Origin of the sequence: Riemerella columbipharyngis (assembly GCF_900101995.1) — a bacterium.
Lineage (GTDB): Bacteria > Bacteroidota > Bacteroidia > Flavobacteriales > Weeksellaceae > Riemerella > Riemerella columbipharyngis.
In genome coordinates this window covers 12,834-36,274 of the sequence record NZ_FNAS01000002.1, presented here as the reverse complement: position 1 = coordinate 36,274, position 23,441 = coordinate 12,834, and the positions used below count along the sequence as shown (strand labels likewise).

Sequence of the window (23,441 nt, the reverse complement as noted above, 5' to 3'; positions counted from 1 at the left end):
TTAGAGAGGACGATATTATCCATCCTCTCTGTGTCGAAAAAAATTATATACCTCTGGATATTGATTGCTGCACTACTTTAGATTTTTCTTTCTCTTGATCAATTTCCAAGTCTTTCAAGGGCTTGTTAGTATTAATTCGGTTAAGATTTTTATCATACATATTAAGCATCTTATATTGAACATTCAAATAAGCCTTTCCTTCTTGTAATTGATTTTTCTCATCCTTAAAAGAAATGTTTGTGATATTTCCTTTTTCTAAATGGTGTTTAATATTTTCTTTTTCTGCATCATCTTTGAATACGAGTTTTGATTTTTCCATTATTTTATCGACATCTATACCATAATTTTTATGGTAGTATTCTGTCTTATAATTCCCGTACTCATTTTTTTCCTTTAAATTTAATCTAACGAAGACCTCTTGTTTTTGTCCTTCTTTATTTTCCAACTCAGTCTTAACAGCTCGTCCTTCTAAAAGATTAACAGCTTCTTTAGCCGTTATAGTTCCATTAGCCTTAAAGCTATGACTTCTATCCTCTTTTTTTTCATTTCGTAGTACTGCATTAAAGGAATTTAGGAATACCCCTCCCTTTTCTGATTTAGAAAAATTAAGATTGAATACAGCTTCATTTCCCTTTAATAATTTTTCTTTTGGGTAAGAAGTTTCGATAGAAAACTTATCATCTCCTGATTCTATTCCCTTTTTCAAATCATTTTTGATTTTTTCACTTTCTCCAAAACCTAAATATTTAATTTTGTTTTCGAGATACTCTTGTTGGTTAAATTCTTTTTCCATTGTTTTGTTTTGATTGTTTTTGTTCTATTTCATATTTATATATATTAAGTATTAATATCTTCTAAATCCCCTCTTTCTTTCCTGCTCTTGTTCCTGTTCTTGCTTTTCTTTCATCCTGTTGGCATCTTGGTATAAGTCTTGGTCATTCACATCTAATTCAATGTCTGACTTTTCTTGTTTCCATTGGATATCGGAGTCTACAGATAAGCCATCAATAGAACTAATCTCGTTACTTATTATATTGATGTTTTCTTCTATTTGTTTCCCAATCTCAGGATATTTCTCATATTTGTCTTGAAGAAATCCTTTCAATTTGAGTAATTCGTTTTTATACTTGTTTAGTTCCTTTTGGTCTTTTGACTTTATAATCTCTTCTTTTAGTAACTCTTTATGTTGCAGAATATCATACTCTTTGATTTCATTGTTCTTCTTGTCATAAACAAAGGCGTGGATACTATGAGAGTTGCTCTGATTCTTACAATTTTCATCTAAGTATGATTTCATTATAATTTCCTCATTCCCATTTTCCCTTTTATATTTTACGCCTATGATGTTTTCATTTTTATCGTTTAAAATTTCTGTAACTATATTTTTCTCTTCGGGAACATCCTTAAAGATGAATACATCCCCTACATTTACATCAGTAAGTTTTTCACTCTTTGCATATTGGATTTCTTGTCTGCTTTTCTCCATAATGTCTTCTAAACTTTTCTCAAATTGAAAAGCGGAATATTCCAATTTTGTGTTATTTTCTTTCAACTGAAAAATCAGTCTTTTATCCTTATTTTCGGCAATCATAACATATCCGTTTAGAAATTTTTCTAAATCGGTTTCCTTCAACTTTTTATTAAATGATCCGTCATTATTCATAATTCCGAACCTTTTTAAATCTTCTGTGGGTAATGTGCTTTTATTCATTATTTTTAGATATTAAATTGTTAGCTTTAATTAGTTCTTTTAGGAATTTAACGGGGTTGATAAACTTCCCATATTCTTTAACGGCAAAATGTAGATGTGGTCCGGTAGCTTCTCCACTCATTCCGCTTTTACCTATTACATATCCGGATTTTACCAGTTCTCCTACTTTGTAATAAACTTTAGACAAATGCAGGTATTCCGTTTGAAATCCCATAGGGTGGTTTATTACGATGTAATTTCCACCACCTTTAGTATCCCAACCTGCTTTTGTCACAAAACCATTCAGGACGGCATATACATTTTGAAAATTAGCTTTCAAATCAACCCCGTTATGTAATTTCCATTTTCTTTCAATAGGATGAAATCTCATTCCATATTTCGATGTCACGACCAATTCATCTCCAATAGGCATATGTATTCTTGGGCTTGAATCTTTTTCTTGGTTATTAGATGATTTATTTTTTCTATTTTCTATTTCTTTATATTTTTCTATAAATACTTTCTTGAGAATATTTTCATTGTACTCCTTAAATAGAGTTTTCAATGAATCTATAATTTCGTTTTTCTCGTTTTTATTCTTTGTTTCAGTATTTTTCTTTTCTTTATTTCTTTTTTTAGAGAATAGTTTTAATAGAAAGTTTTCTTTTTTATTTGATACCGCATTAGTATCAATAACATTTTTAACTTCTCTATCTTTTAATTTTGTAGCAAATAGAGTATTGAATTGTTGTGAATTTACTTGCAAGAACCCACATAATAGTCCTATTGTAAATATTATTTTTATTTTCATAGCTTACCATTTACAATTATATCCACCTCTTTATTTATCTTTCTGAAGTTGGTCATCAGAACCTCATTCTTTTTGTCCGCTCCGGATTTATCAATGAAGGAATAATAATTGGGCATTTCTACATAGTTCTGTTCTTCTTGTTTGATAGCATTCATATCTAAATTAATTTTCCCACTTATAGCGGATGTTTTATATTCCTCCTCTTCATTATTCTTTCCTTTTGCTATCATCCCCACCATTTCTCCTGTTTGAAGCGTTGAGATTTTTCCTGCTGGAATAAGAAAATCCATTTTTTCAGATATACTAGTGGAAGTACCCTGCTGGGAAATAGATTGAGAATAACTTTTCTGTTTTATTTTGCCAAATAGTTTTTCCAACCAATCTAATGTATTCTTGTCCCTCACAGCTCCTGATAAGATATTCCCGGTAATGGCAGTAATGGTATCCGCCACTTCTTTTTTATAAAACTGTCTTAGCTGTGGGAGTTCTTGCAAACCTAATAATACGGCTATCTTCTTACTTCTTGCAGTAGCTACCACATTGTCGATTTTGTGAATATAAATTGTAGGGAACTCGTCTGCGATAATAGCACCGGGTAAGTTTCCATCAGAATTTATAACTTTCAATATACGGTTAAGAACGGAAGAATATAAAGCTGAATTAATATCTTGTGTGTTAGGATCAGAAGCTAATACTAAAATTGAGGGATTTTCTCTATCTGTAATTTTTAATTCTACTTCGTCTCCCGAAAACACCCAAAAGGATTCTTTGGTAGCTAATCTAGACATAAATATTTTCAAAGTACCTACCTGTCCTTCTAATTGGTCGAAAGCTTGATTTTCATATGCAGATTTAAATGGAGACAATAAGGACTCCAACTCCTCGTGAGCAAAAAGAGTATCAAAAATTTCTTGATAACTTTTATTCATAAATGATAGAATATGAGGTAAATCCGAATATTTACCATTTTCGTAAGTGGCAAAGAAGTAGACTACACAGGAAAAGAAATTGATTGCAGATTGGGTGAAAAATTGTTCTGAACTACCTCCGGCTGAAGATCCTCCTTTTTGTAAGGCTGACACCATAGCTTCTGCCATTTCTTGAGCCTCCGCCAAAGTGGTAATATATTTCTTGTTGAAAGGATTTACTCTTTTAGACTTCTCAACTTCATTTAGATTAATAACCACAAAATTATGTTTATACTCTTTGTCTGTTTGTTTCTTAATTAGATAATGATAGTAGGCGATTTTAGTTAAATCCGGAAACTTAAAATCATACAGACATATAGAAAACCCTTTACTTACCATTTGGCGTATCGCAGGATTTATTACGCCAAAAGATTTACCACTTCCCGGCACTCCAATGACCACAGTACCTCTAAAAGGATCGATATTTATCCAACCTTTATTAGTTTTCTTTTGATATCTAAAAAGATATGGGAGATTAATAGATGTATCAGTTTCAATCAATTCTCGATTTTGCTCGAAAGATTCCTCTTCGGTATTAAATCTATCTTTCCCCATCTTTGTTTTCATATGTTTTGATATATTATCTGCTCCTATTTGAGCTATTAAAGCTCCCGCTAAGGATAATATCCCATAGATAATTTGATAGAGATTAAGTCCTTTAATTGCTACAGGTAGATTAGGATTTCCAGCTTCGGAAGTAAAGAGTAATGAAAACATCATCATCCCTACACCAATAATTATAGGAATAACAATTTCTTTCACAACATTTAAGTCTTTTTTCTTTTGTGCTTTAGTTCCTGTTGCTACTATAGCAATTAATATCAGAGTAAAAATTTTGGCATTAAACGGCGGATAAAAAAAGCCCATTTTAGAAAATCCTTGCAATAAATTTGAAAGAAATTTAATATCTGCTTTCCCATAAAAAAGAATCAAACAATCTAAAACTACAGTGCCATAGACTAATTTTTGAAAAAGCCCATATAATTTTATTTGATGTTGTTGTTCTTGTATCATTCCTGTCTTTTATATAGTATCTGCTTCTAAAATGTCTTTGTATTTAACCTTTAATTCTATTGTTCTACCCGAAATAGGGTCTTCAGCAATTCTAATTTTTAATACCTTACTATTTGGAAAAGTGAATTTTCTAAAAACAAATATGTTATGATATTTTTTCTTGAAACTATTCATTCCGAATAATCTAAATATTGGTTTCAGCTCAATTGTCTGGCTATTTGTAGCTTTGTATATCTTTTTATCATCAATTGTAAATTTCAATTGATTGATATCGTAACTAAGATTTGATGAATTTTCTATTGATAAATCGAGAAAAATGTAGTCATCAATTACATAAATGTGATTGAGTGATAAATTTAGTTTTAAGTCTTTAACACTCCGAATCTGTTTTTTGTCTTTCAATTCAAAAATTCTCATAGCAAAGTTCGTCAGTTCTTTATTACTAAAAGTTTCTTTTGGAAATTCTAGTGGTTGCATATCATCAGGCTGAACTTCTATATTCGTAGTTATATTATACTTGTTTTTCTTGTATATAGCCTTATATTGAGCCATAAAAGATTGTCCAACAACTGTTATCACTCCTAATAATTGCCCATTGCTAAACTTATATTTATTAATTTTCGATGAATTTGATTTTAAATTCAAGGTATCCGAAACCTCACTTTTGCTATTAAAAATTTTAATTCTTGCAATGTTATCTGTTGGTAAATCTCCAACAAGTTTATTAGTAGAAATATCGACAAACTGTATAGGTTCAGGCGAAATAAAATGGAGATTAACATCTTCTGTCATATAGACTGCTGGCAAAGTCTCTATATTAGTTACTTTTTTCCCACTCTGAGCATTAACTAATACAGTTATCATTACAATAATTAATGCTAATGTTTTTCTTATTCTTTCCATATTCTTTGAGTTATTTATTATTTTTACTTTCAAGTTCTTTTTCATCTATTAAATAGATATATGTGTTATATTTCAATCTTACCTTATTGCTTCTGATAATGTTAGAAATAGTTTGAGATGCAGAAGAAAACACATTGCTCAATAGGCTTTTATAAAATGACTGCCCACCGTTTTCCAATGGTGTGCCTCCTTGAATGGTATTACTTCCCAATTGTCTTAACATTTCTCGAAAAATGCTATTTGGAACATATAGTCCTTTCATACCATCAATATCATACACGCTAAGATTTACAGGTAGAATTTCTCCGTTATCTAATATAGCAACAACACTAAGCTCTACTCTTTGTAATTTGAATCCGGAAATTAAACTGTATAATGTCGTTCCTTTTGGAATTTTAATGCCTTTAACATATATATCTTCTAATAATCTTAGTCTAATTCTGCTGCCCAAATATGATTTTGTATTTTCGTCTATCACGGCTTTAATCATTTTATTCTCAGTATGAACCTTTATGTCGTTGAAAATCCCTTTATTTGGATTTTTATTTACTCCATAAGTAGAAGTCAAAAACTTTTTCATTTTCTCCTTATTATCCTTCAATCTTTGCTCTGCTACTAACTTGGCTTGGTATTCAGGATCTCTTGATTTTTCAAGTGAATCCATCATAAGCATTTGCTGTCTCATCATTTTAATTGGGTCCTCTTCTTTTTCTTCATTATTAGAATTGGATAGATTTTCTTTTTTCATTTCATTTCTATCATTATTACTATCCCCATTCCCATTAAGCATTTTTATAATCCTTTCCGAGTTTTTGAAATCTTCATCATCGTCATTATTGCTATTGTATCTCTCTCTATTCCTTTTTCGGATTTTACTGCTGCTGTCCTCTTCTTGGTTGTTATATTCATCATCTCGACTTCTTTCTTTTATTCTTCTTAACTGAGCTAATGAATCTATCATTCTCTTTTGAGTTTCAGTAAGGTTGTCTGTATATACATTTGTACTGTCTTTCATTTTGTCCAACCCATCAATCATTGTCCTTGTATCGCCATTCCTATAAAACTTGTCATAAGCATTATTTTTAGTCATAATTGTATCGGGAACATCCCCAAGCGAAGTTTTCACTTCTTGACTTATTTCATTTTTTTCTTTTTTGTTTCCATCAAATAAATCAATAAACTGATACCCCAAAAAAAGAATGAAAGGAAATGCAATTAATGGATAGATATACTTCTTTTGCTTAAAATCTATATTCTTTATTTTCATCTTATTTAATGTTTTTTAGTTGAGATATTAAATAATCCACTCTCAGACTATCTTCCTTAGTGAACGCCCCTGCTTTTCTTTTTTCTTTCAGAAACTTGAGCTCTTCTATTATTTCATTGGCTTGTTTGCTGTTTTCAAAATCCTTGAATGATTTTTTCATTTCATTATCACTACTACTGTTATACATTAATGGAAGTGTAATCCCATTTTTTTGTTCCTTATTAGGAATCAGTAAATCTTTTGTTATTGAAATCATACTTAATACGCATAGTATTATAAATGATATTTTGAAAAACTTTTTGGGATTTTCATTAAGTTTATTAATAACTCTTTCTTTTATCCCTTTTTTTTCTGTTTCTTTTTCGTTGTTATAATCCATATCTTTCTTGACTTGATATTTGTTCATTATTTAGTATTCTCCAGTTTTCAATCAATACTCCGTGTGCATTATTTGGAGTTCTTTGAATATCTTTCAGATAACCTTCACTAATTAATTTTCTAATTAACAATTGGGATCTTCTATTGATAACTTCTTTTCCATAATAAGTGAATTTCATTTCTTGAAGATTTAGTTTTATAGAATCAGTTTGGATAGAAACCATACTATTAGAAGAAATAACTTGATTGTAAAAACCTTTTTCTTTCAAATTATTGTATTCTCGTTTTCCTGTGTCATCTATTAGGTATAACGATTTCTCTATATTATCCTTAATGTAACTGTCATCAGGTGCAAGAGTGAAAAACAAACGATGAAATAACTCAATTTGAGCTTTGTATTCTACGGGTCTATTAAGACTTAAATCTGTTTGTTTCACTAACACAGGAACTCCATTGTCCAATATATATATAGATTTTCGGGAGTTTTCTATTAATCTGTAAGAAAAAACAAATGCCGAAATTACCATTATCAATGCTGCTATGATGGTTGCTATAGCTATTGCTTTATTGATTTTTATTTTCTTTTCTATTGATTTTACTAACATATTTTATTTTTTTATCATTCCCATTAATTTACCTCCAACATTTGTTGCAACATTCCCAATCATTCTACCCCCTTTAGCAATTCCAGATGCTGCACCTTTTGCTTTTGACTGTACAGTAGTTGCTGCACTTTTTGCCTTACTCATTATTCCAGCACCTCCTGCACTAACTATCGTATCCGCTATCGTTGGTGTCATCAATATTCCTATAGCTGTTATTAAATAAGCTACAATAGGAAATAACTCATCATATATTAATCCGTCTTTAGAAATAAATAAGTAAGCCATAGCTTTGTCTATCGTACCTGAATCGTTTACAATTTGATTTAGTCTGTCGATTTGCATATGATATCCCGCAAGAATCAGCTCTTGACCTATATTCATTATTGTATAAGCGATAAATGTGTATAGATTTATATTAATAAATTTTGCTATCCAATTATTCATTGAGCTTTCAAACCCTGGAATGAGTGAAATTCCAATAGCAAAAGGACCTAATACAATGAGTACAAAAACCCATATTTTTTGAATAAAGAAAATCAAATAGATGCAAATTCTAAGAATTGCAAGACCTAAAAATTCTATGATACTAGCAACTAATTTCTGAAGTCTAAATTGAATACTTAAAGACCATTTTTCAATAGGTATCATTATTTCATTGAATTTATCATCTATTCCAAGATTGATCAAATCTTTGTCATTTTCTAATTTTTTTTTCGCTAAATTATCTTTCACTTTTTCTTCAATAATAAAATCAATAATTTTATTCTGAAGTTCAAACTTTTTAGCCCTCAAATCTTCTGCATCTTTTTGTACCTCTTTGAAAGATGCTTTCGTTGGATTTCCTAATGCCTCAAATGGAGCTTGTAACATTCTTGTAAATGGAACCCAATTTATTAGTATCATACCTACTATTATAGGTTTAATCATTGGTGTTACACTCCACGCATCCATTCCCTCTTGCATTCTCCAGCCTAAATATCCCATATACATTAACATACCTAAACTTCCAATAGCTCTTCCTACTAAACTTGCAGCACTTGCTTGGTCATTTATTTTAACTTGTAATTTGTCAAATATTTCGATGAACCATTTCTCTATAGCTCCATCACCTTGAAGAAATTTAAGCGTATTTGCTGAGTCAGAATGATTTTGTCCAAACATAAATACAGGAACAAGTATAACTACTGCAAACACTCCAAATATTACTAATTTTCTTTTCATTTTTTATTGCTTAATTATTATGTATCAATTGCCGATATTTTATAAATACTCTTTCTGCTATTTTCATATCTGTTTGATGATTATAGATTTCTGACGGTTGTTTTCTTTCTTTTTCTCTTTGTTTATAAGAAATCATTAGCGATGCATTTTTCTTTTCACTATCCAGATTGGATAAAAATTTCCTCCAGCCAATTAAAGTTTTATGATATAGAATAAACCTTTTCCCTCTTGGCATAGATACTGTTCTTGATATTTCGTACTGATTTTTCAGCAAATCCAAATTTTCTTGTAGCCTTGTAATTGTACCTAGACTATATAACTTTTTATATCCTTCTTCATCAAAGCCATTCCAATCACTCAATTTATCCGGAAATTCTTTTAGAGGCTTAAGCATTCTTTTATAATAAAGTAGCCACAAAGGGTCTGCATCTACAGTAAGTGGAGTCCAATATGCAAAATCTTGCAATTTTCTTTTATATATAGAGTCTTGCCTAATCTTTATTTTTTCGGCTAATTTTTCTTGTTCTTTTGCTAGAATCGTTCTTTTCATTTCCTCTCCCCCTATTTTAAGCGGTCTTATATCAGCTCCTGCTTTGTACCGCCTATTTCGCTTGGGAGCTAACCACCCCCATACTGTTGCGTACGCAAAGTTTGTTTGAATCCCAAGAAAGTATTTTCCGTAAGGTCTCCAATCTCCCCACCTGTCATAAACCATTCTCTTATGTTGGGAAACGATTGCTTCATCATTTAGCCTATTTTGAGAGTAGCATAAACTTAGAAGAAAATAAAAAAATAATATTATACTTTTTTTCATTGCTTAATACTTTAAAAGATTATATTTTATCATAATAGAGCCAATTATAGATTTGTCTTGAATTACCCAGTTATTTAGAAATGTATTATTAATTACATTTCGCATATAACTTTTTGTTTTTGCATATTTTATAAGATAAATCAAATAGTTAGTATTTATTTCTACAAGTCTTACTTTATCATACAATCTGCTTATAAAGAAATGTCTGTCGTAGTTATCCATCAATCTATTCCACACCTTCTGAGTATATTGTTTTAACTCTTCTCTTATATCTAATACTAATTTTAATAATTCTCTATAATATTTTGTATATAATATAGAATATTGGATATTCCCTGCTGATAATTCTGACAATTCAATCAATTTTATCATAACATTAGTGGTATGTTGCAATGTATAGCGTACTTGTTTTGAGTCTGAAATAGCATTATTAACCTTTTGAAGATTATCATAAATATATTGCTCTATAAGTGTAATTTCTGTAGCTTTTTTTTCCATATCCTCATAAAACTCTCTTTGTTTTTTGAAGATATTCGTTAGAACATTGTTATTAGCAACTCTTACAGCTTGGTTTTTAGATAACTGAGATAATAATTTATCATTAACAACAATAGTTTGAGAATGAATATTTACATATAAAAACAATGTACAAATGACTAATATTGAGAATTTCACATTCATTTTTTTCAATTATATATTTGACAATATTTCTTTTACAATTTCTTTATCTTGATTTTTCCAAAATTTAATTTTAAATAAACTAAATTCCATTCTTCTTTTCACTTCTCTTACCATAAATAATGTCATTTCAGACTCTCTTTCTATTCTTTCAACTTCACTTAATGCGTAATCCAATAAAATTTTCCTGTCAGCTTTTTCCATTTGGTTAATAGCTCCGTAAGATGCTACTATGCCTACTAAAAGTCTTAATGTCATCTGAAAATCGTCTATAAAATGAAGCTCTTTTTCTCCAGCCCAAGCAATTGTATATGGAGCAGATTTTACTTCTCTAATAATGGCTTCTTGTATTTCTTTTATTTTTAGCCCTTTTCGATATATTTTAACACCTGTAGGAGTCCCCTGCATTGCAAAGTCCACAAATCTCAATCTATTCTGAATTTTTTTTACTTTTTTTTCTAATTTCTCCCATTGAGTTTTATTTGTATTCTCCAAAGCTGTATTACTAACTTGCTTGTTTTTCATATCAACTTGCCTTTCATTTTCCTGCATAGAATGACGAATTTCTTGGTTCATCATTGGGAACGATACATTTTCTTTTTCCCAAGGTGGTTTCGGTCTAGGACCGTGAGAGCATATTACTAAATAGATGCTTATTACTAATTGACCTAATATTATCCTCTTTTTCATAGTTTTTGCTTAAAGTGTTAATATGTGAGTATCTTATATTTGTGAAAGATATTTTCTACTATACTTTTATCTGTATTGATGTACCCTTGAAATGGGTTTATAGACTGCCAAAAACCAACATTTACTGCTCTTTCTATTGCTAATGCAATACCTAATAATTGAATTTTAAGTAAAGCAGTCTTATCTTCTAATCTACTAAGCATTCTGTATCTATCCCCTGCCGTAGCTAGATTATTAGTTCCTCCTTTAAGAGTCTCATTTACTTCGCTAATAATCTCTAAAATCGTTTCATAGCTTTCAGATGTAGCCTTAGCTCCAAATACTGCGTACTGAGGATGTTCTCTTACAACTTTTGAAATTCTATCACTGTACATTTTACATCTCTCCAAATTGTCGTAAATACTTTTAGCTTGAAGGGAATTACTCATAAATCCTGATACAGTAGATAAGCCTTTATACACCTTATCTTGGATTTTGTTTGCTAATAATACTTGAGAAGCAACCCACCCCTGTGCTCTTTGTAATTTGGTTTGTTGTTCTACCATTTTATTTTGTTCCTTTTTCAAATTATCGGAATATAACTTTAGAGCCAATGTTACTGTAGGATCAATGTATGTATTTTGTGCAAAGACAGATATAGCTGTTGCAGAAAGAAAAAACAACACTAATAATAATTTCTTATACGGTTTCATATTGTTCATTTTTTATTAATTGCTCAAAGTTTAAATTTTCATCTTCCATTTTTTCTTCTATTATCTTGAATATATTTTTACCCTTATATTTTTTCTTTAAGTTCCAATAGTACTGAATAACTTCGTCGTTTATAGGTTTTTTGTACAGGTTAACTATTGGATATAAATTGTCAATCCCGTCTCTTAACCTTTCGGCATCTTTCACAAATAGGCTTAATGCTTTATTATAATCCCCCAACTCTTTTACATAATACTGCAAGGCTGATTTTTGGGGCTTTTCCGTAGTATAGGTCAAGTATTGATATATGGAAACTTCGTTACCATAAACTTCTCCTTTTGAGCCTCTTTTGAGATAAAATTCCTTGAATCGGCTTCTTCCGAATTTATTGTCAAGATTGTTTATTGTAAATATTTTATTTTGTTCTATTTGATTCAGAGACAATAAGGCGGCTATTCTATCAAAGTTATCTTTGAATTTGGTTTGGTCAAGCAATACAAAGGTATCAGAGTTGTTTATGATAGCATCTTTTACCAGTGTATTCCCGATAATATCATCTAACTCCTGAGTGACCACAATTGCCTCCCCCCAAAATTTTCTAACCGTTTTATACAGATATAATATATATCCTCCCATTAGCTTATTAGCTATCGCTTTCCACGCTTCCTCTATAATAAGTGCTTTCCGCCTATCACTTCTCAGTCTCATTTTTTGGATAAATGTATCCATAATGATTAGCGTTACAATAGGAAATAGCTTAGGGTTATCCTTTACATTATCTATCTCAAAAACAATGAATTTTTCGCTGAATAGGTTATTATTGCTACTTTCGTTTAGTGTTTTTTCATATCTCCCTCCTTTGTAAAAATCGGCTAAAACTCTGAAAAAAGTTCTTTTATTAAATTCTTCCTCTTTTATTTTGTGTTTTCCCTCAAGGAAGATGGGAAGACTTTTTTCACAATACTCATAAAAAGAATTGAATGACAGCTCTGTAACATTTAATTGTGTTTCATAGTGTTCTATCTTTTTAATAAGCATTTTCCTATACTCTGTTTCCCATTCCTCCCTATTTTTAGGTTTTATTCTCGGTGTGTTAGATACTTTTAGTATAAGTTCTGTTTCGTTATAAATTTTTCTTTCTTTCTCATCAGTTAATATTCTGTATGCCTCTTGAATTTTAAGATATTTTTCCTTGTCGTAATTTGGATTATCTATGTTATGGTCTGGGTGGTGTAACATAATTAGCTTTCTTCCTTTTTGCTTTATAACTTCGGTAGTATCATCATATGTTACTCCTAATATATCATATAGTGTTTTGCTTTCTTCAAAACCATTTTCCAATTCACGCTCTAAATCCTTTTCTGTATAGTTATACTTTCTAAGATAATGCTCAAGTTCGGTATTATTTTTATTCTCATACCACCTTGTACCTCCCTTGAAAAACTGATGATAGTAGGACATTAACAAATTATCTAATATGGATTTTTCGGTATTATTTATATTAGCTTCAGCTCCCCTCCATATTAAAAATATGAGATTACTTAGAAATTCAATCTTTTCTATATTAAATTCTTTTTCTTCTATATGAAAAGGGTTCATTGTTATTGGTTTTTCTTCAGTATATTGGATATACTTCCCCCCATAATATGCACAAGTACTGGAATATGAATCTCCCGTATCTACTATCACTACATCGTAGTTATAAGTCAGATACTGCTCTACAATATTGTTCATCAAGAAAGATTTTCCACTTCCCGAAGGTCCAAGTACGAATTTATTCCTATTATTAATTCTTCCTGTTTTCATAGGTAAATCTGCGGTATCAATTTTCAAGGGAACCCCTTGTCTATCTGAAAATCTCAAATAAAAATTGGATTCTTCATCTATTGGATAACTTTCCTTAAAAAAAAAACACAAGGCTGCTTCGCTTGTCGTTGTGAATAAATCATATCCTTTTAGCTCTACTGCATTGCCTGGAAGGGCAGACCTGAAGAGTTCTAATTGATTGTAAGCACTCCTTGACACTATTATCCCTTTTGTAAAAAGCTTACTTTCAATTATACTCTGATTAGTTTCCATACTTTCTAACGAAGATGTGGCAAACCCAATAGAAAAATGTGCATCTACTATAAATTGTCCATCGATAGCAATATTAGTGAGTAGAGCTTCTATTTCTTCTGCTATTATCCCATTTGATGGTGAAGAGCTTGCTGCACCTTCATGTCTTCTTTTTTTTCTGTCTAATTCTCTTTGTCTTTGAGCCTGTTGGGGAATAGATATCACTTGATTATATAAAATGGTATTATAGTCCTCCAATTCATTTATAAAAGTGAAATTATCTACTGCCGTTTCTTTTGCTGCACCATTTCCTCCTAATTCTGTATAAGTCTCAATTTCACTGGGTAGTTCTATGTTTTCAACATCAACAAGAGAGATAAATTTCACAAATTGATTCCCTATGTTAAGATATTCATTGCTTGATTTTATGTTATCGTATTTTATTCTATCTCCCAATTGCATTGTCAAGACTCCAGAAAGATACCTTTCAAAATCTTTTTCAAACATATATTTTGGATTGAAATCATATTGTTTCAGTAATAAAAATATCTTTGAACATCTATCTCTCAAATCTTTATACTTTCTTTCGGAAAACGAATAGCTGTTTTTTTTCTTTTTAGAATCTATGACAACATCTGTAAATAACAATATGGTATCTATCGTTTTATACAACCTCCCATTGAAATGTTCAATATATTTTTTCTGTAAAAACTCTTTTGGAATTTCTTTTTCTTTGTATATTTTTTTTGAAAAAATATCTATCTTTTGGATTATTCTATTCTCTCCAATCGTTTTAACAATTTGATTTAGAACTGTATGATACTTCAGATACTCTTCGGGATCTGCAGAATACTGTTCCACCGTATTCTTTATTTTTATTCCCACAATAGGATTGCCATATTTTCCTATTATAGTGTCATAATTCCATCCGTGTTCTTTTCCGTAATCATAACCAATAAATGGAATTTCAAATTCAAACCTTTTGTTTTTCATATTTTTTGTTTATGATTTTAGTTTTCATTCTACTTGGAACAATATGTATTTCTCCGTCGTTTCTTTTTTTATTGTACAGTCCTTTTTTATCTTGCTTTTTGTAAATCATCCATACGACTAAACCTCCTGCTCCTAAACTAGCCAACATTCCTAAGAAGCCTATAATGTTCGATAAAAATACGCTTATAACTATTGTCCCAACTGCACTTCCAATAGCTTGATAAATATATTTATCTTTTAACCCGAATAGAACAAGGGGTTTTTTAAGCCCCTTGTATAAATAGTAGCCCATTTTATACTACATTTTATACTATTTAACTATTGAAAAAAGCTGATATAAATGTTGGGACTAAGAGTAAAAAAATACAGGCTCCACCCCATCCCATAATTTCTTTATTGATGTCTTGGTCTCCGTTTTGCCACTTGTTGTAAATCCTAACCCCTCCGACTAATCCTACTACACCTCCTATAGCATAAATAAGATTTTTTACTTGATCATAGTATCCTTTTATACTATTAACAGCATCACCGATTGCCTCTGCACCACCTGCAGCCCATACTGGAGATATAGCAAATATCATCAAGACTAATGTTAAAATTTTAGATTGTGTCTTTTTACTCATTTTAAAACTAAATTTACTTTTCATAATCTCTATTTTTGTTTTTAATTAAACCATTAAACTCTTTTTGTTTCTGTTTTTAAGTTCTAATCATCTTCTTTCATATTTTTGTTTTTTTAGGGTTAAACATTAATTACATTCGAGACGCATAAACTTTATGCCCATTTAAGTTCTCAACCATATAGACTTTTGTCTCTGCCATTTTCATTATCTCATTAAAATCGTAAGCAACGAGTTTCTTTTCTTCTTCTTTGTCCTCTTTATACTCGCTTTCATTATTAAGTGAGTTCTCATTCTCGAATCTTTCTCTGAGTTCACTTATCGTTAAATCCTTTTCTCTTTCTATTTCAAATCCCTCCTCTCCAAAATTTACAGCATCGGGAATTAAGATGTCCTCTTCATCATCTATAGTGATATTTTTCACTTCTTCATCATCACTTTGAATAGAAAACACTTCTTGATGATTCTCTTTAGGTTCTTTATTACCTTTTCCTTTTGGTTTTACAAATAAATCGTATATTATATTCCCCGCATAGTAAATTATATATGTGCAGACTACGATTAGTACAAATTTTCCCATTTTAATTATATTTTAACTTTTATTTCTGATGAATTATTTATTTTCCGTATTAGTTCCTCAAATGTTGGTTTTACAGCATATTTCTGATTTTTAGACAACTCCCTCGTATTGATAGTTTGTAGGCAATTTCTCTTATACACAGGACAATCTATTATGTGTGCATTTATATTTTCATTTATAGCTTCGTTCATTCCGACTTCATTTAAGTAATTGTAACCTTTATCGTATCGAGACTTGATGAAAAACATCTCCGTTGTTATTTCAACTATCGATGTGAAATTTATAAATACCAATGTTGATTTAGCACTCACATCTGAATACTCAAATGGAATAACCAAACAATCACTATATCGAAGAATATCATCATATCTTTGGTCTAATGTACCTGCCAAATCAAAAATGAATATTTCTTCACTTTCTTTCATATCGTATATTCTTTCTAACTTCAGCTCCTCCTCTTCTACAACATCTACATCATATAATTTTGGTATATCAACCAAATCTTTATCCTCTAAAAATTTTGAATAAAAAGATTTTTGAAAGTCGTAGTCATACACATGTACCTTTTTCTTCTTTTCAAGCACTAAAAAGTTTGAAAAAGCAATAGCAAGAGTGGTTTTCCCGCTTCCTCCTTTCTGTGTTGCAAATGTTATTATCATTTCCTTTTTTTCTTTTTCTTTTTATTTTCTTTCTCAATCTCGTAGGGGTCTTTTGACACATATGTAGGACCTCCTATACTAAAAATACTTGTCGTTAAATCTTTTGCTGCTTCTTTTGCTAATTGAATACTACTTTCTTCCTGTTTAGTGATATATTTATGATATAATTCTTCTCCTATTAGGCTTTTTAACTCTTGAATATGATGAAACTTCATATGTGTCAAGTATAATTTCCCATTTTCCCCTTTTATAATACTTATATCATCATTCTTCTTGTTGCTTAAAAATTTGATTGCATCATTCCTAATCTCATTTACCATTTCTTTTTTCAGCCTTAGTTTATGGGATATGATATGATAAGGCTGAACCTTAACCCCTTTTTGTTCAAATAGCGTTATTAATATTTTCTTTTCTTCTTCGTTTCTTATGTTAAAGTCGTTTAGTTGTTCAAAAATCTTTTTGTCTATCTCCTCCTGATTGAACTCAAATAATTCATTCAACTTAATCAGATCACTTCCTTTGTATATCTGTTTAGTTTTGTTATCAATCAATGTATATCCGAATGATTCTTTCCCATCCTTGTGATGAAACACTATATCAATTCCAAACATATCCTTCATCCTTTTCGAAAGTTCAGATTGATATTCTATCTTAGGATTTTTATTTTCAGTTCCTACATCAGCTCTTCTATCAATGACCCTAAATACTTTATTGGAATATTGGTTTTGATATTTTAATAGAATAGCTTTTATCTGCATTTTTCTTTTCGCATCCGGTTTTCTGAAATTAATATCACTCGGATTTAATATTTTAACCAAGTTTCCATTCTTAGAGATAGAGTAGGAGTTATCCTCTTTTTCGTGAATTTCATATCCGTTTCTCTCTAAAAGGGACTTCAATTGATTAAAAGAACTATATTTATATCTTAACAGCTCATTTAATTTTTGTTCGCTCTCTTCAATACCAAATACTTTTTTTAAGCATACCTCCATTGCTCTTTGGGCTTTCAACCTCTCAAAACTGTCATTTATTTTTCTGCCTGTTTTCTTATCCACCCTTGTTGATACTATATGAACATGATTGTTTTCAGTATCATTATGAAACACCACAATATATGGTTGTTTATCATATCCCATTTCAGACATAAATGTCTCAGCTATCTTACTTAATTCCTCCTTACTGTTTTCTCTAAATTTAGCCGATATTACAGCGTGAAATTGAGGTTTTTTCACTTTTGGATTAATTGCAGAAATAGCTTTTAGATAATTTCTAACATCTTCTTGAGATGAGTTTTTATTTATATTTTCGGGGAAATTTTTCATCAACATTAGCTCTCCATCTCCTTTCTTCATTTTTTTATCGTTATATCTCACGCCATTAAATTCTCTACTTGATGAACTTAATATCTTTACAATCATATTTTTGCTAAAATTTTGTAAATATCCCCCAGAATTTCATTCTGCTTAATTCTAAGATTTTCCACTTCTTTCAATTCCCGAATGAAGCCTTTCAGAGTTTCATTATCTATTCTTTTTTCTGCATTAACCTTCTTAGCAATTTGATTTATATTGTTTCCTATTTTAGAAAACTGGTAATCCTGATTTTCAATGAACGCTATTACTTTGCTCTTGTCCGAGCTTAAAATTTTATTTTCTACAGAATTAATTATCAACTCTGTTAAAGAAATATTTTTTTGTTTACATATATTTTTCCATTCTTCTTTTTTATTTTTCTCTATTCTAAAATCTATTCTTTCTGCTTTTTCTTTCATTTTTTACATTGATGTCCATTCTGAACCATTCCACACTTTATATTTTTTCACAGAGGTGTCAAACCACAAGTCTCCGGCTTCTAAGTTTTCGTTAGATGGTTGTGTATTCGAAAAAATGACAGGAATATACTTTCTCCATTTCTCTCCATCATAAGTGTTTATTTTACCTGACAAATCTTGGGCATTCATACCCTTTTTAGGGATAAAATTTAAGTTCCACTGATTTCTGTAAGCATCAATAGTCCCTTGAGGATTTATCAGATTAAATTTCCAATATCCTTCATACCATACAGTTAAAGCATTTTGTTTTCTTGCTTTTGTTCCATTTCCTATCACAAATGCTCTATTAGCTCCTAATGTTCCACTGGTTAAGTATTCTCCCTCTTCCACTTTTTCATTATTTACTCCAATAACAAATTCAAGTGGAGATTGAGTGGTTAAATCCTTTCCAAAAGCAAAAGAGTATCCTCCGTTCAAAGTATTATCAGAGCCTGCGACAAAAGAATGTCCATATATTGTATTTATAGTATTATTTTCTCCAAATGCTCCAGAATAAGAACTGTTTATAGTGTTACTTTCTCCAAATGCGGAAGAATAATAACCATTTTCAGTTATCTTATTGTTCGCCCCTTGAATAAACGAATAATTTCCAAATGCCCCACCACTACCGTCTGAAAAATCTATTGCATTATATCCAATAATCTTATTACCCTTGTATCTATTCGTTAGAGTTAAATCATCATTAAGTCCATCTACAACATATCCCTGCCCTTGTTTTATGAAATAATTATAGTTTAAAGGTTGCCAAATTGCTCCATTATAATAAAAAAGACCGTCTCTTCTAACTTCTTGGGTAGTTAAATCTCCATTACCTGTTGTATTTGCAAATACAATAGTGTTTTTTGTAAGATTGTTTGGATTGATTTGTGCAAGCCGTGTTCTTGATAATTCCGGAATAATTATCCCTTCGTTAGAATCCGTTTTTGAGCTTACATTAATATCTAATGTAGCTCTTGGCGTTTCTGTATTAATTCCTACCTGAGCTTTTAATACTAAAGTAGCAAAAATCACCGAACCTAAAATTAGTATTTTTTGTTTCATTATACCTCTATAATTTTTAATAATTATTAATTAGTGCAAAAAAAACGAATTAAATATAAAAACTAAACACAAAAACTATTTTTAGATTAAATTGAATATAAAAGAAAATAAAAAGTTATAAAAAAACATATAATATAATGATAGTGTGATGATATAAGAGAATAAAAAAGCATATATATTTCATCTTTCTATATATCTGTACAGGTATATTTTACCTTTTTTGAGATTTACATAATAAAAAAAACGAGTTCCGAAGTTTTTTTCTCCTTTTTGAAAAAAAGGCAAGATGGTCTTTGTTAGAGCAAAATTTATAATTTTGTACGCACAAAGACACATCTTGCAATACACAGAATCAGGTGCAGAAAAAAACAAAAACGCTTTTCTCCCATTTTTTTCGAAATCAGAATACCATATATCTAATATTTAATATAATTATATGTAGGTTAATTTTCAATATTTTATTTATTGAATAATTCAAATAAAATACTTTTCGTTTTGATAACCAGCTATTTTTAAGCGAGAGTAGTGTAATTTTTACGCGAGAGTAGTGCAATTTTTACACAGGGGTAGTGCAATTTTTACGTGAGGGGAGTGCAATTTTTACGCGAGGGTAGTGCAATTTTTACACAGGGGTAGCATAATTTTTACGCGAGGGTAGTGCAATTTTTACACAGGGGTAGCATAATTTTTACGCGAGGGTAGTGCAATTTTTACACAGGGGTAGCATAATTTTTACGCGAGGGTAGTGCAATTTTTACACAGGGGTAGCATAATTTTTACGCGAGGGTAGTGCAATTTTTACACAGGGGTAGCATAATTTTTACGCGAGGGTAGTGCAATTTTTACACAGGGGTAGCATAATTTTTACGCGAGGGTAGTGTAATTTTTACAAAGGGGTGGAGTAATTATTACACAAGGATAGTGTAATAATTACCAAGGGCAATCAAAAGTCCCTTATTTAGTCCCTTATTTTTACAAATAACTGATTATCACAGTTAAATGTGGAGAATACGGGATTCGAACCCGTGACCTTTTGACTGCCAGTCAAACGCGCTAGCCAACTGCGCCAATTCCCCAACTGCTAAATACAGTACAAAGATAATATTTTTTTACAATTTTCCAAGTTCTGAAACCGAATTAAATTCGCTAATGATTCCTTTGAAAACTTCTTCCACCGTCAAAATAGAATCTATCATCGCTGAAACCTGTCCTATTTCCAGCTCTCCGCTATCTAAATCTCCCTCAAACATTCCTTTTTTAGCGCGCCCTTTTCCCAATTTCTCTCTAAGGCTTTCTGTATTAGTTCCCTTAGAATACATTTCTTCAAGTTCAAAAAAGAATTTGTTTTTTAAAAGTCTTACAGGTGAAAGTTCTTTCAAAGTAAGGAGAGTATCCCCTTCTTGGGCTTCTATTATTTTATTTTTAAAGTTCTGGTGAGCACTTGCCTCTTGCGTTGCGGCAAAACGCGTTCCCATCTGCACTCCCTCTGCTCCCAAAATCATTGCAGCTTTTATCTGTACTCCGGTAGCGATACCTCCCGCTGCTACTAATGGAATATCAATATGCTTAGCAACATTTGGGATAAGGCAAAAAGTAGTGGTTTCATCTCTTCCATTATGTCCCCCTGCCTCAAAACCTTCTGCCACTACGGCATCTACGCCTGCATCTTGACATTTCTGTGCAAACTTAAGTGAAGATACAACATGGGCTACCTTTATTCCTTCCTTTTGTAACAGCGAAGTATAAGTTTTGGGATTGCCTGCCGATGTAAAAACTATTTTTACGCCTTCTTCTATAATGATTTCAATGATTTCCTCTATATTAGGATAAAGCATAGGAACATTCACGCCAAAAGGTTTCTGTGTGGCATTTTTACACTTTCGGATATGCTCTCTCAGCACATCGGGATACATACTCCCTGCACTCAATAGCCCAAGCCCACCGCACTCCGATACGGCAGAAGCTAGTCTCCAGCCGCTATGCCAGACCATTCCGCCTTGTATAATAGGATATTTAATTCCAAAAAGTTCTGTAATTCTGTTTTGCATAATATTTATATTGATAACAAAAAGACTCCAAAAAATGAAGCCTTTTAATTGATTTACGATTAAGATTTAGCCATTCTTTCAGCTCTTTTTCTTTCTTCTTCTGTAAGGATTTTTTTCCGCATTCTGATGAAATTCGGTGTTACTTCTATACACTCGTCTTGCTGTATGTACTCCATACACTCCTCTAATGTCATCAGGATTTTAGGGGCTATATTGCCATCTTTGTCCTTACCTGCGGCACGCATATTATTGAGCTGTTTACCTTCTACAATGTTTACTACGAGATCTCCGGGTTTATTCTGCTCCCCTACTATCATACCTGTATAGACTTCTTCTCCCGGATCTACGAAGAAACGCCCTCTGTCTTGTAATTTTTCGATAGAATAAGCAGTGGCACTTCCTTGGTTCTTAGAAACCAAAACGCCGTTGTTTCTTCCAGGAATCTGACCCTTGAAAGGTTTATATTCAGAAAAGCGGTGTGCCATAATAGCTTCTCCGGCAGTAGCTGTAAGCATTTGAGAACGAAGCCCTATCAAACCTCGAGAAGGAATTTCAAACTCCAAATGCTGCATCTCTCCTTTGGTTTCCATAATGTGTAAATCTCCTTTTCTCTGTGTTGCCAGATCGATAACACGAGAAGCATACTCCTCTGGAACATCTACTACTAGGCTTTCATAAGGTTCGCACTGCTCTCCATTGATATTTCTAAGTATAACCTGAGGCTGGCCTATAGTCATTTCGTAGCCCTCTCTTCTCATAGTTTCAATCAATATCGATAAGTGCAAAATCCCTCTACCAAAAACAAGGAATGTATTGGCATCATCTGTTTGTTCCACTCTCAGGGCAAGATTTTTCTCTAATTCTTTTTCCAAACGCTCTTTCAAATGGTTAGAAGTTACATATTTACCATCTTTACCGAAGAACGGAGAGTTGTTAATAGAGAAAGTCATATTGAGCGTAGGCTCATCGATAGACAGACGAGGCAATGGCTCCGGATTCTCCAAATCTACAAAGGTATCCCCTATCTGAAAATCATCAAAGCCTACAATTGCACAAATATCGCCGGCAAATACTTCGCTTACTTTTTTCTTTCCAAGTCCTTCAAAAATATAGAGTTCCTTTACTTTACCTTTGATGATTTTCCCATCTTCTTGTGCCAATCCTATCCATTGGGATTCTTTTACAGAGCCTCTCGTTACTTTTCCTACGGCTATTCTTCCTAAAAACGAAGAATAATCCAAAGAAGTTACCTGCATTTGAAGTGTCCCCTCCTCTACTTTAGGTTCTGGCACATACTGTAATATTCCATCTAAAATAGGCAGAATGCTGTCTGTTTGTTCTAAACTTGTGTTAAACCAACCTTGCTTAGACGAGCCGTAGAAAGTCGGGAAATCTAACTGCTCTTCAGTCGCATCTAAGTTAAAGAACAGATCAAAAACTTGGTCGTGCACTTCCTCTGGGCGGCAGTTTGGCTTATCCACTTTATTGATTACTACAATGGGTTTCAGCCCTAATTCTAAAGCTTTATGTAACACGAAACGCGTCTGCGGCATAGGACCTTCAAAGGCATCTACCAAAAGAAGCACACCATCAGCCATCTTTAGTACCCTCTCTACTTCGCCTCCGAAATCGGCGTGTCCAGGGGTATCTATCACATTGATTTTTGTATCTTTATAAGTTACCGATATATTTTTCGATAAAATGGTAATTCCCCTTTCTCTTTCGAGGTCGTTATTATCCATAATAAGCTCTCCACTCTCTTGGTTTTCTCTAAAAAGATGGGTAGCGTGAATGATTTTGTCCACCAAAGTGGTTTTTCCATGGTCTACGTGAGCGATTATCGCTATGTTTCTTATGTGTTGCATCAATTAAATTTTACGAG

At 31.5% G+C, this 23,441-nt stretch carries 24 protein-coding genes and 1 tRNA gene; all 25 read right to left on the bottom strand.

Going from position 1 to position 23,441, the window contains the following annotated elements:
• Positions 1-43: 43 nt before the first annotated feature.
• Positions 44-793, bottom strand: coding sequence for a hypothetical protein (locus tag BLS89_RS01670; protein WP_092735781.1), 750 nt, complete (start codon positions 791-793; stop codon positions 44-46).
• A gap of 51 nt (positions 794-844) precedes the next feature.
• Complete coding sequence (locus tag BLS89_RS01665; RefSeq protein WP_092735780.1) at positions 845-1,711, bottom strand: hypothetical protein; 867 nt, start codon at positions 1,709-1,711, stop codon at positions 845-847.
• Positions 1,704-2,501: a M23 family metallopeptidase gene (locus BLS89_RS01660; RefSeq protein ID WP_092735779.1), complete on the bottom strand. Its 798-nt coding sequence runs from the start codon at positions 2,499-2,501 to the stop codon at positions 1,704-1,706. The genes BLS89_RS01665 and BLS89_RS01660 overlap by 8 nt, the downstream gene beginning before the upstream one ends.
• Positions 2,498-4,480: a type IV secretory system conjugative DNA transfer family protein gene (locus BLS89_RS01655; RefSeq protein ID WP_176763221.1), complete on the bottom strand. Its 1,983-nt coding sequence runs from the start codon at positions 4,478-4,480 to the stop codon at positions 2,498-2,500. Before BLS89_RS01655 ends, BLS89_RS01660 begins: the two co-directional genes overlap by 4 nt.
• 12 nt (positions 4,481-4,492) lie before the next feature.
• The gene (locus tag BLS89_RS01650) at positions 4,493-5,386 is read right to left on the bottom strand and encodes a DUF4138 domain-containing protein (RefSeq protein WP_092735921.1); all 894 of its coding nucleotides are present in this window, start codon (positions 5,384-5,386) and stop codon (positions 4,493-4,495) included.
• A 10-nt stretch (positions 5,387-5,396) separates the two neighbouring features.
• Positions 5,397-6,653 carry a conjugative transposon protein TraM gene (traM, locus tag BLS89_RS01645; RefSeq protein WP_317039406.1) on the bottom strand — a complete coding sequence of 419 codons (1,257 nt, stop codon included), beginning with the start codon at positions 6,651-6,653 and terminating at the stop codon, positions 5,397-5,399.
• Between the two features lies 1 nt (position 6,654).
• Complete coding sequence (locus BLS89_RS01640) at positions 6,655-7,059, bottom strand: hypothetical protein (protein WP_092735777.1); 405 nt, start codon at positions 7,057-7,059, stop codon at positions 6,655-6,657.
• Positions 7,022-7,636: a conjugative transposon protein TraK gene (traK, locus tag BLS89_RS01635; protein WP_092735776.1), complete on the bottom strand. Its 615-nt coding sequence runs from the start codon at positions 7,634-7,636 to the stop codon at positions 7,022-7,024. The genes BLS89_RS01640 and traK overlap by 38 nt, the downstream gene beginning before the upstream one ends.
• A 3-nt stretch (positions 7,637-7,639) precedes the next feature.
• Complete coding sequence (locus BLS89_RS01630; RefSeq protein WP_092735775.1) at positions 7,640-8,857, bottom strand: TraJ family protein; 1,218 nt, start codon at positions 8,855-8,857, stop codon at positions 7,640-7,642.
• Positions 8,858-8,867: 10 nt separating this feature from the next.
• Entirely contained in the window at positions 8,868-9,407 is a 540-nt protein-coding gene (locus BLS89_RS01625) for a hypothetical protein (protein ID WP_143017706.1), read from the bottom strand.
• Positions 9,408-9,475: 68 nt separating this feature from the next.
• Entirely contained in the window at positions 9,476-9,604 is a 129-nt protein-coding gene (locus BLS89_RS11140; protein WP_262501456.1) for a hypothetical protein, read from the bottom strand.
• Positions 9,605-9,674: 70 nt separating this feature from the next.
• Positions 9,675-10,352, bottom strand: a complete 678-nt coding sequence (locus BLS89_RS01620; protein ID WP_143017705.1) for a hypothetical protein — start codon at positions 10,350-10,352, stop codon at positions 9,675-9,677.
• A gap of 9 nt (positions 10,353-10,361) precedes the next feature.
• Positions 10,362-11,039, bottom strand: coding sequence for a hypothetical protein (locus tag BLS89_RS01615; protein ID WP_092735772.1), 678 nt, complete (start codon positions 11,037-11,039; stop codon positions 10,362-10,364).
• A gap of 17 nt (positions 11,040-11,056) precedes the next feature.
• On the bottom strand, positions 11,057-11,731 hold the full coding sequence (locus BLS89_RS01610) for a hypothetical protein (RefSeq protein ID WP_176763213.1): 675 nt from the start codon (positions 11,729-11,731) through the stop codon (positions 11,057-11,059).
• Complete coding sequence (locus BLS89_RS01605) at positions 11,718-14,780, bottom strand: TraG/VirB4 family ATPase (RefSeq protein ID WP_092735771.1); 3,063 nt, start codon at positions 14,778-14,780, stop codon at positions 11,718-11,720. The genes BLS89_RS01610 and BLS89_RS01605 overlap by 14 nt, the downstream gene beginning before the upstream one ends.
• Positions 14,761-15,072, bottom strand: a complete 312-nt coding sequence (locus BLS89_RS01600) for a DUF4133 domain-containing protein (protein WP_092735770.1) — start codon at positions 15,070-15,072, stop codon at positions 14,761-14,763. Before BLS89_RS01600 ends, BLS89_RS01605 begins: the two co-directional genes overlap by 20 nt.
• 22 nt (positions 15,073-15,094) lie before the next feature.
• Complete coding sequence (locus BLS89_RS01595) at positions 15,095-15,427, bottom strand: DUF4134 domain-containing protein (protein ID WP_092735769.1); 333 nt, start codon at positions 15,425-15,427, stop codon at positions 15,095-15,097.
• Positions 15,428-15,533: 106 nt separating this feature from the next.
• Positions 15,534-15,980: a hypothetical protein gene (locus BLS89_RS01590; protein ID WP_092735768.1), complete on the bottom strand. Its 447-nt coding sequence runs from the start codon at positions 15,978-15,980 to the stop codon at positions 15,534-15,536.
• A gap of 5 nt (positions 15,981-15,985) precedes the next feature.
• Positions 15,986-16,639: a ParA family protein gene (locus BLS89_RS01585; RefSeq protein WP_092735767.1), complete on the bottom strand. Its 654-nt coding sequence runs from the start codon at positions 16,637-16,639 to the stop codon at positions 15,986-15,988.
• On the bottom strand, positions 16,636-18,057 hold the full coding sequence (locus BLS89_RS01580) for a relaxase/mobilization nuclease domain-containing protein (RefSeq protein WP_092735766.1): 1,422 nt from the start codon (positions 18,055-18,057) through the stop codon (positions 16,636-16,638). Before BLS89_RS01580 ends, BLS89_RS01585 begins: the two co-directional genes overlap by 4 nt.
• The gene (mobC, locus tag BLS89_RS01575; RefSeq protein WP_092735765.1) at positions 18,054-18,410 is read right to left on the bottom strand and encodes a plasmid mobilization relaxosome protein MobC; all 357 of its coding nucleotides are present in this window, start codon (positions 18,408-18,410) and stop codon (positions 18,054-18,056) included. The genes BLS89_RS01580 and mobC overlap by 4 nt, the downstream gene beginning before the upstream one ends.
• 3 nt (positions 18,411-18,413) lie before the next feature.
• Positions 18,414-19,511, bottom strand: a complete 1,098-nt coding sequence (locus BLS89_RS01570) for a hypothetical protein (RefSeq protein WP_092735764.1) — start codon at positions 19,509-19,511, stop codon at positions 18,414-18,416.
• A 1,002-nt stretch (positions 19,512-20,513) separates the two neighbouring features.
• A tRNA-Ala gene (locus BLS89_RS01565) sits at positions 20,514-20,587 on the bottom strand.
• Positions 20,588-20,620: 33 nt separating this feature from the next.
• Positions 20,621-21,559 carry an NAD(P)H-dependent flavin oxidoreductase gene (locus BLS89_RS01560; protein ID WP_092735763.1) on the bottom strand — a complete coding sequence of 313 codons (939 nt, stop codon included), beginning with the start codon at positions 21,557-21,559 and terminating at the stop codon, positions 20,621-20,623.
• A gap of 59 nt (positions 21,560-21,618) precedes the next feature.
• On the bottom strand, positions 21,619-23,424 hold the full coding sequence (typA, locus tag BLS89_RS01555) for a translational GTPase TypA (protein WP_092735762.1): 1,806 nt from the start codon (positions 23,422-23,424) through the stop codon (positions 21,619-21,621).
• Between the last annotated feature and the right edge of the window lie 17 nt (positions 23,425-23,441).

Bases quoted from the DNA above. Each gene is read 5' to 3' on its own strand.
- BLS89_RS01670 (WP_092735781.1), bottom strand. From the start codon at position 793: ATGGAAAAAGAATTTAACCAACAAGAGTATCTCGAAAACAAAATTAAA.
- BLS89_RS01665 (WP_092735780.1), bottom strand. From the start codon at position 1,711: ATGAATAAAAGCACATTACCCACAGAAGATTTAAAAAGGTTCGGAATT.
- BLS89_RS01660 (WP_092735779.1), bottom strand. From the start codon at position 2,501: ATGAAAATAAAAATAATATTTACAATAGGACTATTATGTGGGTTCTTG.
- BLS89_RS01650 (WP_092735921.1), bottom strand. From the start codon at position 5,386: ATGGAAAGAATAAGAAAAACATTAGCATTAATTATTGTAATGATAACT.
- traM (WP_317039406.1), bottom strand. From the start codon at position 6,653: ATGAAAATAAAGAATATAGATTTTAAGCAAAAGAAGTATATCTATCCA.
- BLS89_RS01640 (WP_092735777.1), bottom strand. From the start codon at position 7,059: ATGAACAAATATCAAGTCAAGAAAGATATGGATTATAACAACGAAAAA.
- traK (WP_092735776.1), bottom strand. From the start codon at position 7,636: ATGTTAGTAAAATCAATAGAAAAGAAAATAAAAATCAATAAAGCAATA.
- BLS89_RS01630 (WP_092735775.1), bottom strand. From the start codon at position 8,857: ATGAAAAGAAAATTAGTAATATTTGGAGTGTTTGCAGTAGTTATACTT.
- BLS89_RS01625 (WP_143017706.1), bottom strand. From the start codon at position 9,407: ATGAAAAGAACGATTCTAGCAAAAGAACAAGAAAAATTAGCCGAAAAA.
- BLS89_RS11140 (WP_262501456.1), bottom strand. From the start codon at position 9,604: ATGATGAAGCAATCGTTTCCCAACATAAGAGAATGGTTTATGACAGGT.
- BLS89_RS01620 (WP_143017705.1), bottom strand. From the start codon at position 10,352: ATGAATGTGAAATTCTCAATATTAGTCATTTGTACATTGTTTTTATAT.
- BLS89_RS01615 (WP_092735772.1), bottom strand. From the start codon at position 11,039: ATGAAAAAGAGGATAATATTAGGTCAATTAGTAATAAGCATCTATTTA.
- BLS89_RS01610 (WP_176763213.1), bottom strand. From the start codon at position 11,731: ATGAAACCGTATAAGAAATTATTATTAGTGTTGTTTTTTCTTTCTGCA.
- BLS89_RS01605 (WP_092735771.1), bottom strand. From the start codon at position 14,780: ATGAAAAACAAAAGGTTTGAATTTGAAATTCCATTTATTGGTTATGAT.
- BLS89_RS01600 (WP_092735770.1), bottom strand. From the start codon at position 15,072: ATGGGCTACTATTTATACAAGGGGCTTAAAAAACCCCTTGTTCTATTC.
- BLS89_RS01595 (WP_092735769.1), bottom strand. From the start codon at position 15,427: ATGAAAAGTAAATTTAGTTTTAAAATGAGTAAAAAGACACAATCTAAA.
- BLS89_RS01590 (WP_092735768.1), bottom strand. From the start codon at position 15,980: ATGGGAAAATTTGTACTAATCGTAGTCTGCACATATATAATTTACTAT.
- BLS89_RS01585 (WP_092735767.1), bottom strand. From the start codon at position 16,639: ATGATAATAACATTTGCAACACAGAAAGGAGGAAGCGGGAAAACCACT.
- BLS89_RS01580 (WP_092735766.1), bottom strand. From the start codon at position 18,057: ATGATTGTAAAGATATTAAGTTCATCAAGTAGAGAATTTAATGGCGTG.
- mobC (WP_092735765.1), bottom strand. From the start codon at position 18,410: ATGAAAGAAAAAGCAGAAAGAATAGATTTTAGAATAGAGAAAAATAAA.
- BLS89_RS01570 (WP_092735764.1), bottom strand. From the start codon at position 19,511: ATGAAACAAAAAATACTAATTTTAGGTTCGGTGATTTTTGCTACTTTA.
- BLS89_RS01560 (WP_092735763.1), bottom strand. From the start codon at position 21,559: ATGCAAAACAGAATTACAGAACTTTTTGGAATTAAATATCCTATTATA.
- typA (WP_092735762.1), bottom strand. From the start codon at position 23,424: ATGCAACACATAAGAAACATAGCGATAATCGCTCACGTAGACCATGGA.